General features: G+C 45.0%; 11 protein-coding genes. 1 reads left to right on the top strand and 10 read right to left on the bottom strand.

What is annotated here, in order from left to right; translation table 11 throughout:
• Window positions 1-127: 127 nt before the first annotated feature.
• The 7 genes from H6A32_RS12770 to allE all read right to left on the bottom strand — a co-directional run bounded on the left by H6A32_RS12770 (window position 128) and on the right by allE (window position 9445).
• Complete coding sequence (locus H6A32_RS12770; RefSeq protein ID WP_087253791.1) at window positions 128-1366, bottom strand: M20 family metallo-hydrolase; 1239 nt, start codon at window positions 1364-1366, stop codon at window positions 128-130.
• Between the two features lie 21 nt (window positions 1367-1387).
• Complete coding sequence (locus H6A32_RS12765) at window positions 1388-1597, bottom strand: hypothetical protein (RefSeq protein ID WP_087253794.1); 210 nt, start codon at window positions 1595-1597, stop codon at window positions 1388-1390.
• A gap of 13 nt (window positions 1598-1610) precedes the next feature.
• Window positions 1611-3221 carry an L-lactate permease gene (locus H6A32_RS12760; RefSeq protein ID WP_204864491.1) on the bottom strand — a complete coding sequence of 537 codons (1611 nt, stop codon included), beginning with the start codon at window positions 3219-3221 and terminating at the stop codon, window positions 1611-1613.
• Window positions 3222-3262: 41 nt separating this feature from the next.
• Window positions 3263-4198 (bottom strand): carbamate kinase, encoded by a 936-nt coding sequence (arcC, locus tag H6A32_RS12755; protein ID WP_087253801.1) that lies wholly within the window; start codon window positions 4196-4198, stop codon window positions 3263-3265.
• A 20-nt stretch (window positions 4199-4218) separates the two neighbouring features.
• Window positions 4219-7227 carry a DUF1116 domain-containing protein gene (fdrA, locus tag H6A32_RS12750; protein ID WP_118637233.1) on the bottom strand — a complete coding sequence of 1003 codons (3009 nt, stop codon included), beginning with the start codon at window positions 7225-7227 and terminating at the stop codon, window positions 4219-4221.
• Window positions 7228-7242: 15 nt separating this feature from the next.
• On the bottom strand, window positions 7243-8295 hold the full coding sequence (allD, locus tag H6A32_RS12745) for an ureidoglycolate dehydrogenase (protein WP_087253810.1): 1053 nt from the start codon (window positions 8293-8295) through the stop codon (window positions 7243-7245).
• A gap of 361 nt (window positions 8296-8656) precedes the next feature.
• Entirely contained in the window at window positions 8657-9445 is a 789-nt protein-coding gene (gene allE / locus H6A32_RS12740) for a (S)-ureidoglycine aminohydrolase (protein ID WP_087253812.1), read from the bottom strand.
• 439 nt (window positions 9446-9884) lie between these two features.
• Here allE and H6A32_RS12735 point away from each other — a divergent pair, with 439 nt between their 5' ends.
• A complete protein-coding gene (locus H6A32_RS12735) occupies window positions 9885-10733 on the top strand; it encodes an alpha/beta hydrolase (protein ID WP_204864490.1) in 849 nt (282 codons plus the stop codon).
• A gap of 67 nt (window positions 10734-10800) precedes the next feature.
• Here H6A32_RS12735 and allB (H6A32_RS12730) read toward each other — a convergent pair whose 3' ends face one another.
• Genes allB (H6A32_RS12730) through allB (H6A32_RS12720) form a run of 3 tightly spaced genes read right to left on the bottom strand, consistent with a single transcriptional unit; the run spans window position 10801 to window position 15012 of the window.
• Window positions 10801-12174, bottom strand: coding sequence for an allantoinase AllB (allB, locus tag H6A32_RS12730; protein WP_087253815.1), 1374 nt, complete (start codon window positions 12172-12174; stop codon window positions 10801-10803).
• Between the two features lie 36 nt (window positions 12175-12210).
• A complete protein-coding gene (locus H6A32_RS12725) occupies window positions 12211-13554 on the bottom strand; it encodes an NCS1 family transporter (protein WP_087253819.1) in 1344 nt (447 codons plus the stop codon).
• Between the two features lie 51 nt (window positions 13555-13605).
• Window positions 13606-15012, bottom strand: coding sequence for an allantoinase AllB (allB, locus tag H6A32_RS12720; protein WP_204864489.1), 1407 nt, complete (start codon window positions 15010-15012; stop codon window positions 13606-13608).
• Window positions 15013-15137 lie beyond the last annotated feature (125 nt).

Here is a 15137-nt window from a genome sequence, read left to right as displayed (position 1 = left end):
ATGGCCTGCGAAACCAATATCATTATAGCATAGGAGTTTTTTAGTACTCTAGGTAACGCTACGGCTTTGCCTCGGCCCCCATTTCAAATGGGGGATATATATATTATTCATTATTTTTCAGGTCTGATTATCCGAGAAGCTTCTCTGCAAGTTCTGTCATGATTGTTGCTGCTTTTGCAAAATCACTGTACTTTGTAAACTCTACCGGGCAGTGGCTTCTTCCGTCTTTGCTCGGTACGAAAAGCATAACTGTCGGAAGAACCTGACCGATCTCAAGCGCATCATGTCCGGCTCCGCTTGGAAGGTATTTGTAGCTGTATTCGTGCTGCTTGCAGCTTTCTTCCATAATTCCAAGCATCTCCTGAGAAAGATCAACCGGTGTGATTACCAGTTTTGTCTCGATATCATAGCTTCCGCCCATTGCTTTTACTTCTCTGTCAAGTGCGGCGCGGATCCGGTTTGCAATATCATTGATATTGTCATTATTCTTGGAACGGATATCTACTGTAAACTGACATTCTTCCGCAACGATATTCATGCCTCCCGGAACCGTATTGATATATCCTACTGTGGAAACCGTACCGTCTGCTTTTTCTCTTGCCCAGTCCGCAATTTTGGAGATAACTTTTGTAGCTGCATCTACAGCGTCCATTCTCATATCCATCGGGGTAGTTCCTGCATGATCGGATCTTCCGTGCACGGTTACCATGTAACGCTGAATTCCTACGATACAGTCGACAAGTCCAAGTTCAATGTTCTCTGCGTCCAGAACAGGTCCCTGCTCAATGTGTGCTTCCAGAAAATATCCGATAGATCCATCCGGCCACTTTGCGTCTCCGATCTTTTCCGGATCCAGTCCGTATCCTTTCATGGCATCATAAATGGAAATACCGTCAGTGTCTTTGAATTTTTTGCAGTATTCTACATCTCTGTGTCCAAGCATTGCTCCGGATCCGAAATATCCGGTACCAAAACGCATTCCTTCTTCATCGCAGAAACCTACAACCGCAAAGTTTCTCTTCGGAGTAATGCCTTTTTCTTTTAACTGTCTTGCAACCTCAACCGCGCAGATAACGCCGGCAATACCATCATAGTCCCCGCCGTTTACAACAGAATCATAGTGAGAGCCCATCATAACGCACGGAAGAGAAGGATCTTCCCCTTTCATAATTCCGATTACGTTTCCTGCTGCGTCTTCACGGACTTCCAGGCCTGCTTCTTCCATCAGTCCCTTCAGATATTCCGCCGCTTCTCTTGCCTCTTTTGTGAACGGCAGTCTTGTACAGCCCTCTCCCGGTGTCGCTGTATACTGTTTCAAGTGTTCCAGATTCGCGGCAATTCTTCCTGTTACTTCTTCAATGCCCATAAATGATTCCTCTCTTTCTTTTTATTTTTTGGATTTTTTTAAGCGTTGATATATATGTACTTCAATCGGAGAATACAGCATTGCTGCTGCTGTCATAACGAAACCGACTGAATATAACATACTGTTGTCTGAATGCAGGCCTGTCAGCATGAGCACAAATGCTGCCATGATAACACAGAATGCAATCGTCAGACGTCCTGCTCTTGTCCGAAAAAATTTCTGTTCTTCCATGCTTCTCCTCCTTCTACAGGCTTGTCAGCGCAAATACCAGTACACCGATCACTACAGCCGCAGGAACTGTAATTACAATAATCTTCTTCAGTACCTTGCCTTCGCTTCCAAGAATATTGGCTGTCGTAGTCCCGAGAATAATATTACTCGGGCTGATAGCGCTTCCGATGGATCCTCCTGCTGTCTGCGCTCCCAGAACAATGGACGGATCTACATGAAGCAGATTTGCCGTTGTCGACTGGAATCCTGCAAACAGAATGTTGGAACTCATGTTGCTTCCTGTCATAAAGGAGCCGAGAAGTCCGATAAACGGGGAAAGAATGACGTAGACTTTTCCCAGCACATTTGCGATACCATTAGCCAGAACCTCTGTCTGCCCCGTACCTGCCATAATCTTTGACATAATAACCAGCCCGATGATTGCCATTCCGGACGGCATGGTCATGGACACGGCTCTGATAAAAATTCTTCCGATTCCTCCTTTTTTGATCCATCCTTTTTTCCGGTAATAGATCATTCCCGCCAAAGAGGAAATAAGAAGAAACATACTTGCGTGAGTAAATGGCGATAACGGTGAAAAGCTCTCCACCGCTTCATTTACATATCCGTATCCTGTCACTGTTTCCGGAAATGAAAATCCAATCTGTATGCGGCCCAGAAACGTATGCACCGGTTCCACCAGAAGAACAACCAGCGCAATTACCGAAAGCAGGAAATACGGAACAAACGCCTGAACAAGCGTCATGCCTTCCGGCTTCTCCCCATCTTCCTGTGCGGCAGTTTTTCTTTCCATAATCTGACTTTCTTTTACATTCCATTCATTGCGAAAAGCAGGCAGCCTGCCCAGCATCAGGATAATAATCAGGGAAATACATGCCGGCACAAAGCATGCAATTGTTGTATTTACCTGAGTCAGCAGCAGCTCACCTCCGCCTTGAATCACGGAAATCAGAGCAACTGCAAGAATTCCTTTTCTTATTGCCTTTCCTTTTCCATAAAACCAGCAGATTGTTACGCCGATGATCAGATTCCAGACCCAGATAAAAACAGCGGCCCATAATGCAGTAACCAGATACTCTCTGCTCCCGGTAGTCAGCCCGGCGCTCATTCCCAGCGCATCCCATGCTGCTGCCAGTGTTCCAAAAGTATTTCCCCAGGACTGTCCAAGAAGCGGAATAATAACCGCCCACATCGGCTTTACTCCGATTCCGATCAGCAGCGGCGCTCCCACCGCTACCGGAACCCCGAATCCTGTAATTCCCTGAAGAAAGCTTTCGAAAATCCATCCCATCGCCAGGATCAGCAGGAGCTCATTCGGGAGCAGCTTTCTCATGCCGTCCCGAATGACAAGAAATGCATGGGTCTCATTTCCCACCTGATACAGCAGTACTGCTGTCCATACAATAATCAGAATCGTCAGTGCATTCCAGATTCCCTTGCTTCCTTCCGAAACAATCACTTTCAAATCTGCCTTGTAAAATACAATGCCTGTAAACACGGTAATGGCAAGCCCGATCGGAGCCGCATCGGTCGCGCCCCACTGAAACCTGATCATCAGTACCAGAAGTACAATGATCGGCAGACATGCCAGAACCCACATAAAAAGATTTACCGGTATATTCATGCTTTCTCTCCTAAACTGTCTTACGCTTCAGCGCAATCTTTTTATTGATGGATTACCGTACCTGTTTTTCCGGCAATACCTTCTGCTGCTTTATCCAGCAGTGTAATCAGTGTCTTACGTCCTTCTCCGGACTTTGCAAACCGGATCGCAGCCTCTATTTTCGGCAGCATCGATCCTTTTGCGAACTGATTTTCTTCAATATATTTTTCAGCCTGATCTACCGTCAGATCAGACAGCCATTCCTGATCCGGTTTCCCGAAATTAATGGCAACTTTTTCCACGGCAGTCAGAATTACAAGATAATCCGCGCCGATTTTAGATGCCAGAAGGCTGCTTACATTATCCTTGTCAATGACAGCATTGACACCTACGAGTTTTCCTCCCTGGTTGATTACCGGAATTCCGCCGCCCCCGCATGTAATAACAATATGTCCGGCATTCATAAGTGTCCGGATTGTTTCCAGTTCGCGGATTCTTTTCGGCATCGGGGAGGCTACCACAATACGGTATCCTCTTCCGGCATCTTCCATGCAGCGGATTCCTTTTGCTTCTCTTTCTTCGGCTTCTTCTTTTGTAAGAAATCTTCCGATCGGTTTCGTCGGATTTCTGAACGCTTCGTCGTTCTCATCTACTTCCACCTGAGAAAGAATTGTAGATACTTTTCCATCAATATTTCTTTTAAATAATTCATATTTGATTGCATTCTGCAGATCTATTCCAATATATCCCTGGCTCATTGCCACGCTTGTCGGAAGCGGAACTTTCTTGGAATCCACCTGATCTTTGTCAAACTCATCCATGGCATTCTGAATCATTCCGACCTGAGGCCCGTTTCCATGAGTTACAATCATCTGATATCCTTCTTCTGCAAGATCTACAATCACTTTCGCCGTCTTGGCGACAGCCTCTTTCTGTTCTTCTACATCATTGCCGAGGGCGTTTCCGCCCAGGGCAATTACAATCTTTTTTGCTTCCATCGCCGACTTCCTTTCCGGCTTTATTTTGAAGTATAGCCAAGTTTCTTTGCGTATGCAGCAACTGCTTTTTCAAAACATTCAATCGGAGGATGTACTGTTCCTGCTCCGATCTGTCCGTATCCTGCAATTTTATGCGCAATACCTGTATTGATAACCGGGGTAATGCCTTTCTCCACAACGAGTCTTGCATCAATTCCAAGGCAGATTCCCTGGAAGTTCCAGTTCGGAATAATAAAGTTCGGATTTCTGTCGATAGTAATTTCTGTCATTTCCGTACTTGTACGAAGTGCATCTTCATATCCGCCGGCTCCTACAAATCTCGTAACAGCAGGGGCCGCAATCATCGCCATTCCTCCGACACCAAATGTTTCTGTAATTGCGCTGTCACCCATATCCGGACATGCATCTTCTCCATCATATCCTGTAAAATACAGTCCCTGAGGTGTGTTGACCGGACCTGTAAACCATTCGTCTCCCATGCCGGCAATCCGGATTCCAAACTCGTAACCGTTTCTGCACATCGCAGTTACAATGGTTCCTTTTTCGATCGTACGTGCCGCATCCATAACAGCTTTTCCGGTTGCCATCATGATGTTCAGGAAGAACTGGTCTGTATCGGAAAGGAACTTAATCACATCATAGCGATCTTTATCATCCATTTCCATCTTTGTAATAGTCGGCGCAACTTCCTTTAAGAACGCAAGGGAAGCTGCAATGTTCCTCTGATGGAATTCATCTCCCATCGCAATCGCTTTTGCGATCAACGGATTTACTGCAATACCTCCAAGCTCACGGATTGCCTTTCCAAGTGTCGGCCCAAGAATATCTCTCATCCAGCGGAGACGGTCTACTACTTCTTCTGAATATGCTCCAAACCGAAGTACTTTTCCGATACCTTCGTTCATTGTACAGTATGCTTCATTTCCATCTGTCATGTTCTTGACAACGAAAACTGCCATGTTCGGGGACGTAATACCGCCCATCGGTCCTACCGCCTTCACATGGTGGCATGGAATAAACCGGATTTCCCCTGATTCCAGAAGTTTTCTTGCATCCGCTTCATTATCCGCCCACTCTTCAAAAAGAACTGCTCCCACACAGGAACCCTGCATTGGATCCGGCATGTTCTCATACGCAACCGGCGGTCCTGCATGTAAAATCACTTTTCCTTCATTCATTTCCGGAATCACGTCTTTTGCTCTGACATTATCGATAATTACCGGCTGGCTGGCAACCACTTTCGCAATAACCTCCCGGTTCGCTTCATCAATATCCAGACCTTCATAGTGACGCAGGAAGTTGAGTGTTCTGATTAATTCTACATTTCCTCCTGCCGGCGGCATCCAGTCATATTGTACAACCTGACATCCGAACTGTTCTACGACTTCCGCAAAGCTCTTCAGACCGATGTTGATGATCTTCGGTTTCTCGGAAAGAAGCGCGCGAAGCTTTTCAGATGGTACTGCCTTTTCTGCTTCTACTGCCTTCTTCGGACGTACTTCCTTAACCGGTTCCGTGAAATCTCTTCCGACAGCCCGGATTGCTGTCCGGCATGCAAGTTTATTGTTTTCACAGACAATTACGCCTGCTTCTTTTAATTTACGTACAGCCTCATCATATCCCTGATAGTCTCTTCTTGTCCCGCAGACAGTCGCAATAAAGAACACTTTCCTTCCTGCTGCATCAGCCTTTGCTTTCAGCTCTTTAATCGTAGGAAGAAGAGCTCCTGCCATATCCTCATGAGATCCGTATCCAAGCATAATATCAAGGAGAACGGCTCCTGTGCTCTCGTCATCAACCGCTTCCTGCATGCATTCAATCCGTTTCGCAGGGTCAATCATCGGATGAGGTTTGCCCTGAGTATAAGCGTCATCCCCAAGATCCACAACAACATTGCCATCCAGCTGAAGCATATATCCTTCGATATCTTCCGGCGGTACTTTCACATCCATCGCATCTTTGATCAGCATGGCAGCTTCATTTGCCAGAGTTCCGCCTGAATAATATGCCTTGATCGTCTTTCCGTCTTCCGCCTTGTAAAACGTAGTTTCATCCACATCCGCAACAGCTTCCGGAATCTCCGTTCCTCTCACCAGCCCCACTGCCAGTCTTGCCGCCTCATCCAGTGTATACGCATGGTAGAAGTTTTCTTCATGGTATTCCGGTTTTTCGCCTACAAACAATGTGACAACCGGTTTGCTGAAATTACTCAATCTTGCGGCAATTTTGTCACGGACTTCTTTTGCCGGCGGTTTGGAAACAATGATGACAACCTTCACCGCGTCATCATCTTCCATTGCGTCAATCATATCCATCATAGTGATTCCGCCTACCGCTGCATTCAGATCTCTTCCTCCGATTCCGATCGCGTTGGTTACACCTTCACCAAGACGGTCGATAATTGTTGTCAGTTCCTGAATTCCCGTGCCTGATGCTCCGATAATCCCAATAGAACCAGGCGCTACATTATTGGTAAACGCAATCGGAACGCTCTGAATAATGCCGGTGCCGCAGTCCGGTCCCATTACAGCCAGCCCTTTTTCATGTGCTTTCTTTTTCAATCTGACTTCGTCCTCAAGTGTCACGTTGTCGCTGAACATGAATACGTTCATTCCTTCATCAAGCGCGCGGTCTGCTTCGAGAGCTGCATAGGCACCAGGAATGGAAATCACAGCCAGGTTTGCATCCGGAAGCTTCTGGAGCGCCTTGTCCCATGATTTCACGCTTTCTGTTCCCTTTTTTTCACCGCTTTCCGCGGACTGCTGGCGGAAAAACTCTTCTGTTTCTTCCATAATTGTATCCAGAAGGCTGTCATCATCAATATCCGCTACAACAACCATATCATTCGCTGTTGCTGCCATAAGTTCCTCTGTGTCCAGCCCGCTTTGTTTGAAAATATCCTTGTTGGCAGGCGTTGCCATCATGATGGAAACCTTTTTGACTCCTTCAATCGCTGATATCTTGTTGGTCAGAAGCATCAGCACAACAGAGTCATGATAGCTGCCTTTTTTTACTACTGTTTTTAACATGTCTTTCTCTCACTCCTATTCTGCAAATCTGTTTTTATGATCATATCGATTGTAGTGGATATCATCGCTTTTCAGGTATTCATAAATAGAATCTACGATCTCAATACCGCCCGTCTTGTATGCTTTTTCTTTTCTCATCTGCGCACGTTCTCCCGGATAATACACTTTATCATATCCGTCGGCTGTCGGCATTGCGTTCAGCTCATCACAGGTTGCGGACATATTTCTCTTAAATGTTTCAAGTCCCACAAAGCGTTCCGGGTCCATCACGATATGCATCTGTCCAAGCTCTCTTCCCTTGGAGCAGTCATGGTACATGGAGCTGACATGCTTTCCAAACGGAACTCCTGTCATGATACCGGAGAAAATATCTACCATCATCATCAATCCGTATCCCTTTGCTCCGGCAATCGGAAGGAGGGCATTCACCTTGTTCGGATCAGTTACCGGATTTCCCTTCTCATCTACCGCCCAGTTGTCCGGGATAGATTCTCCTCTGGATCTCTTATCCAGGATCTTGCCCCAGGCCTGTACAGTAGTTGCCATATCGAAAACTACTGTCCGGTCATCTGCTGTCGGCGCCGCAAAAGAAATCGGGTTGGTTCCATAATAAGGTTCTGTTCCTCCCGGAGGTACTGCCATCGGATCAGACTGGCAAAAAGAAATCGCAGCCAGATCGTTTTTTGCCGCCATCTCCGTGTAGTAACCGATAGAACCACTATGAGAAATATTACTGATACCGATAACGGCAATTCCGTTCTTCTTTGCCATCTCGATCGCTATGTCCATTGCCTCTTTTGCTGCTGCATATCCGCATCCATTGTCTCCGTCAAACATACCGGAACATGGACCTGTTTCCTTAAATGTGAAATTTGGATTCGCGGTAATGCCGCCTTTGGCAATTCTTTCACTGTAGTATTCCACTCTCACTGCTCCATGAGAATGATAGCCTCTCTCATCGGACCATGTCATAACTTCTGCCGCAATATCAGCATGCTTTTCGTTCAGTCCGGCTTTCATCAGCTTGTTTTTCATCAGGCCTTTCAATTCTTCTCTGGATAATTTCATTTTTCCATCTCTCCTTAACTATTCGTTCCCTTCTTAAAACTGATAGCATTATTATCCCAATTTACCGGGGATTTTTCAAGCGGAGAACTAGATAAACACCAAAAACATTTTTATCTAGTTTTGTATAATTTGTCTCATTTTTATCAATTATTTTCCAATTCTATGTACTTTCAGACAAGAAGTTCTTTCATCCGGTTAAAATCCCTTGTGTTATTGCCCAGTTTTTCCGTCTCTCCTGCTTTTTTTTGCACATCCTTTATGAGATAAAATGAAATCGGCATTATCCAAAATGGATAATGCCGATTTCTGCGCAAACATTCTATATAAAACTATTAAGGAATAACTTACCGTCATCTGCTGATTAGAGCTGTACGTCTCTGTTGCAGTCTTTTGAGTAGATGTAAATCAGATCCTCTTCTTTACCTACACCATAGCATGCCTGAGGGCAGTAGCTGTCCATGAATACATAATCGCCCTTCTTTAACGGAATCCAGTCATCACCGATTCTGTACATTGCCTTTCCCTGAAGGAAGTACATACCATGCTGCTGAATATGAGTCTCAATATATCCATGAGATCCGCCCAGTTTGAATTTCAGAAGATGCATGTTCATATCAAATCCAAAATCTCCTGCTGCCGGAAGGAAATCTTTGCTGTGGCAGTTTTCCATTCCTTCATATGGCATCCACGGTGTGTCATTAATATTGGCTACAACTGTATGAGCGCTGTATCCCTCTACCGCCTCATATCTACGTTTGTATGCAAACAGTGTAGCGTCCTGTGCACCTGCGTTTTTAAATGCGATTGTATTTCCTGCCGGAGAATAGATGTATCCGCCGGCTGTCAGAGTTGCCTCTTCATCTGCGTTTTTCACAGTAATGCTTCCTTCTACCACATAGATGAAAGATTCGATGCCTTCTCCTCCAAATGCAGGATTGCTTCCATTTTCATGTACTGTGATCAAGTAATCCGCAAAAGTTGCTCCCATAGCCGGAGATCCAAGAATGGTCACATCACAGTTCTCATATCCCGGGATTGCATTTTTTACAATTCCGTCTGGTTCAATTACTGCGTAGCTTCCCATTTTTACAACGGATCTTGTATTAAGAAGATCTTCGCGATATCCTGTCTGACCATTTAAATAGCTCATAACATATCCTCTCTTTCACTTTATTTGGACCGTTCAGTCTTTATGATTTTATTATTACAATTCTTTTTCCCTTTTTCAAGCAAAATATCAGATAAAATACCTGCCGTTTTTTATCCAGTTTTGCCCTGTTTTTCTTCCACAGGAGCTCTGACTTCCTTCCCGATCCCAGTAAACAGACACTGTCTGTCATTCATAAATCCTACATCTCCATACCATCATCTTAAAATCAGCAATATAGTTGTTGGGTATCAAAATACGTGCTAAACTAATCATAGCGGTTTACGTATTTATGAAGCAGGTTCCTGTGCACCAGTCCGGCTGTACGCTGTAAATACCAAAACTGCTGTTTTTTCAAAACATCGAAATCATCTGCCCTGCATCAGCAGCTGTGCCGGATGCGGGCAGAAATTCCAATATAACAAAAGAAAGGATCGTTAATATGATATCGATAAAAGAACTCGAAACAAAAGGCAGCGCATTTCCGGTCCGTGCCGTTGTCTATACGAATCCATCTGTCGAACCCAGGGCCTGTATTCTCTATTTCCACGGAGGCGGGCTTCTATATGGACACGCGGAAGATCTTCCTTCCCTGCATCTGCAGAGACTGACCGAAGCCGGCTACCCTGTCGTTTCTTTTGAGTATCCTTTGGCTCCGGCCGCAAAGCTGGACACCATTTTGGCATGCGTATGCAGTTCCATCAATCATTACCTGAATCACTGGCAGGAATATGTCCCGAAAAGACTTCCATATGTTCTTTTTGGCCGTTCTGCCGGAGCATATCTCTGCCTGACCGCTGCCGCCCACGGAAAACTTGATGAAAAACCCGCAGGAATCCTGTCCTACTATGGCTATGGATTTCTCTGTGACCATTGGTACGAAACACCCAGCAGTTACTACTGCTCTCTCCCGGCAGTTTCCGAAGCCTGTCTGGATGCTATTCCAAAAGAAATCCATACTTCCGGAGATCTGGATACCCATTACAGTGTCTATGTATATGCACGGCAGACAGGAAAATGGAAATCGCTCATCTACGAAGGACGCGAAAAATTCTTTTATCTGGATTACTCTCTTCGTACCATCGATACACTGCCGTGCCCTCTTTTCACCGCACACAGTATCGGGGATACTGATGTTCCTTATGAAGAATTCACTGCCCTCTGCAGCCGGTATAATCCGGTCCGATATATTTCAGCCGGAAACATCCACGACTTTGACCGGGATGAGAAATCGCCGGAGACCACAAAACTGTTGGACGAAACAATTGCTTTTCTGAAAACCATAGAGTAAACCGCAAAAGGGGGATATAAAAAGGGACTATCTATTTCCCGATAGCCCCTTTAACAGCTGATTCTGTCTATTTGATTTTCTTTACAAATTCTCCAACGCCTTTTTCCGCAACAATTTTGCCGTCTTCTGCTACAATATTTCCTCTTACGATTGTGCATACCGGAAGACCTTTTCCTTTCATTCCTACAAAAGCGGAAATTTTGTTAACATAAAGCAGCGAATCACTTGTGATTTCCCACTCTTTTTCCGGATCGATGATAATCATATCCGCATCAAAGCCTACACGGATATCACCTTTCTTGCCATAAATTCCAAATGCTTCTGCCGGTTTCTTTGCCATTGCGTTTGCAAGAACTGTCGGACATACATTACGTTTTACGCATCCTTCATAGAAGCTTACCTGGACACCGCTCTGGATTCCGCTGATTCCGCCCCATACGTCAAATACATTTTCGATCTTTGTTCCAAGAATTTCATTATATTTTTCATCATAGGAACACGGAGAATGGTCGCTTGCGATTCCGCTGAATGTACCGTCTTCTACATAGCTCCAGAGTCTGTCTACTTCTTCCTGAGAACGGAGCGGCGGCGCACATTTGAACATTGGTCCGTTCTTGAGCACATCCTGATCTGTCATGCTCAGATAGTGAGAACATGTCTCGGCCGTAATATCATAGCCTTCCTGCTGTGCTTCTTTAATTTTCTGCGCAACATCCGGACTGCTGACGTGACAGATATGTGCTTTACACCCTGTTGCTTTTGCAAGTTCAATAATATCAACTGTCGCAAGCATTTCTGCGGCAACCGGTCTGGAATCCAGGAACCCCTGCCAGTCAAGGCGTCCTTCTTCTTTCATACGCTTTTCCAGCCATTTAATTGTTGAAAAATCTTCGCAGTGGAATCCGGCTCTTCCGCCAAATTCCTTAATAATGTTCATTGCCTCGTAAGCCTGTCCATACGTCAGCGGAGAGTAATCCGGAGAAACAGGTCCGATGAAAGATTTAAATGCCACGCATCCTTTCTCGTCAAGCCCTTTCAGATCCTGGAAGTTATCCGGAATCAATCCGCCCCAGAAGCAGTAATCTACATATGCGTTCGGGTCGACTTTCGCGATTTTCTTTTCCATAATTTCTGCCGTTGTCATAGCCGGTTCATTCTGGAGCGGCATGTCGATAATTGTAGTATATCCACCTACTGCCGCGGCTGCTGTACCGTGTTCGTAATCTTCACGCCATTCATAACCCGGATCATTCAGATGTGCATGAGTATCAATTGCACCCGGGAATACATAACCCCCTTTTGCATCCACAGTTCTGGAAGCTTCCGGTTCCTCTCCGGCAAGAAGAATTGCCGCGATTTTTCCGTCCTTCACCGCTACGTTCCCTTCATAAACAGCCTCTGCAGTTACAATTTTTCCGTTCTTTACCAATAAATCATACATGTCTTTTTCCTCCTTTTACATTAAGATCATGCTGTTTTAATCTGCCGCTTTATCCTTATTCATGACTTTATTCAGGATATAGTAAACCAGTCCGGCCGGGACAAGGCTGATAATCCAGGAAATATCCAGGAAAATAATACCTACAACAGCTCCCACTGCAACACCGATAATGGCCGCCAGATTAATTCCTCTGTACGGTCCGTCCGGATTATAATAGTTTTTCAATGTTACTTTCTGTCTGTTATTAATATAGTAATCAACAACAAGAATCGCAAAAATCGGTCCAAGAACAGCGCCTGAAACTAGTACAAAAATATTCAGTCCTGCCGCCGAGGAGTCTTTGACCAGTTCCCAAGGGAATGTCACATAAGCAAGAAGTCCGATAATGATCGCACATTTCTTAACCGGAAGTTTTGCCAGCTCTGCCAGGACATAAATAGGCGGAAGTGCATTATTCAGCATATTAACAGTAACAACACCGAATACAATACCTAAAAGCGTAATAACCGTAATCACTTTGTTCGGCATGATGTAGGCAAATCCAACAATCGGGTTTGCTATTCCTGTTACGCTTGTAACCAGAAGACCGATGATTCCCATAAATACCACAGAAGGAACCATCGCAAATCCATATGCTGCACAGCGGGTTCCTGCGCCGTATCCCGGCTTCAGCTCTCTTACAGAGTCTCCGATATTTACAAGCAGCGCGCAGTTGGATCCGATGAAAGCTGTAATCGCTCCCCAGAACGGAAGTCCCCAGGATCCTTTTTTGTTTACCACTTCTGTTACAACGTCTCCATGCATGCTCAAAATCGTAATCAATGCATAGATCAGGGCAAGAATAACAACCGCACCGCCGATGTTGTTGATAATCTTAATTCCCTGGAATCCTTTTGCTGAAAGCACAATCTGAAGTGCCTGGAACAGGATGAACCATAATACAATATTATCAAATCCGCAGATAATTTTACTGATTTCATTAATTGCAGATGCGCCTACCCAGCTCTGGAATCCATACCAGATAACCGCCGGAATCGCACGGCATAACGATGGCAGCAGTGTACCTTTATATCCGAACGCCCCTCTTAACTGTACAACATACGGAATTCCTGTCTTATAGCAGAGTTTGTCATTTAATGCCATGCAGACTGCACAGATTAATCCGCCTAATGCAATGGCGATAATGGCCTGCATCAGGTTCATTCCTCCTGACACAAGGTTGGAACCTAAAGTCAGGTTCGCTGTGGAAACACTCCCTCCAATCCAAACCAGCCAGTAGGAAAAGGCTCCCATTGTCCTCTTTTCTGCCGGTACCGGGCCAAGTCCGTCTTTCCCGACTTCAACTCCTGTGTTTTCTCCTTCTCTTGTCTGTCCGCTCATTTTATTCCTCCTGTCTTAATCCCCCCTCCTGATCAGAGGGCTGAAATTTCCTTATTTCTCTGTCGGTGTCACATATTTGCCGTAGCCGACCGCATCTTCCTTATACATACCATCCTTCGCGACCACTTTTCCACGGATGATTGTATAGATAGGTGCTCCTTTACCTTCCAGACCGTCAAAGCAGGACACATGACCTTTTGTCAGCAGTTCTTCCTGTCTGCATTTCCATGCTTTCTCCGGATCCACAATGACAATGTCACCATCAAAGCCGAGTTCAAATGCACCTTTCTGTCCATACAGCCCAAATACCTTTGCCGGATTATAATCCATAACTTTGGCAATCAGACTCGGGCTGAGTCTTTTTTTATGTACTACCATATCAAACATCATAGGGAGGAAGAACTGGATGGAGTTCAGTCCGCCCCATGCCTGCCAGATATCTTTTGTCTCATTGTCTTTTTCCTCATCTGCTGCCGGAGAATGATCGCTTCCAACACAGGAAAGTGTTCCATCCAGAACGTAATCCCAGAGTTTTTCCATATCCTCTTTCTTCCTCATCGGAGGCGTACATTTGGCTGGAGCACCCTTTTCAAATACAAAGTCTTCTGTAAATCCAAGATAATGCGGGCATGTCTCCGCAGTTACCGGAAGTCCTTCGTGAATTGCATCTTTTACTACCTGTGCCACCATCGGATGGCTCACATGACAGATATGGACGCGTCCTCCCGTTGCTCTTGCCATATCAATAATATTTTTTGTAGCAACGTATTCTGTCCATACGTCGTGCGCGTCAAGGAATGCACGGATCTTTTCTTCTCTGCTCAGTCCTTCTTTTGCTTTCGCTTCTTTTTCCCGCTCAAGCACCTGTCCGTATTCTTCGCAGTGGAATCCGCACAGTGCATTATAAGGTTTCAGAATTTCAAGTGCTTTTCTGACATTTCCCATGTTAACGGTAGGAAACAGATCGCCGTTCGGGCATGTAAATCCTTTGAATGCCGCAACACCGCATTTATGCAGGTCAACCAGATCGTTCATATTATTCTTTACCGAATCCGGTTTATCATCATAGTCTCCTACAATTCCTCCCCAGAGAGCAAAATCCACTGCTGAATGCTTGCTGATTTTTCCCATTTTCAGATCAAAGATTTCTTTATTCATCAGAGATGGGTTATTGTTCAGCGGCATGTCAATCAGACATGTACACCCTGCCGCCGCAGCTGCTCTTGATCCTGTTTCAAAATCTTCCCGATATTCAAATCCAGGTTCGTTTAAATGGGCATGACAGTCAATAATACCCGGAAATACATAATTTCCCCCGGCATCAATCTCTTCTTTTGCTTCTGCCGGGGTCCTCTTTTCAAGAAATGCGGCGTATACGCCGTTCTTGATTGCAATATCGGCTTCGTAGATTCTGTCTGGTGTAACAAGTTTTCCATTTCTTACAATTAAGTCATACATGGTGTGTACCTCCTTCTTTTCCCCAATATATTTTTTCCGGTTTATAAAGTATAAAAAAATCTGTATCACATAACAAGTGTACGAATAGGCAAAAAAACTGTTCCTTTTTATCTATTATGTATAAT

This window comes from Drancourtella massiliensis (assembly GCF_016900655.1).
Taxonomy (GTDB): domain Bacteria; phylum Bacillota; class Clostridia; order Lachnospirales; family Lachnospiraceae; genus Sellimonas; species Sellimonas catena.
The sequence above is the reverse complement of the archived record's forward strand: the minus strand, read 5'-3'. Positions and strand labels throughout refer to the sequence as shown.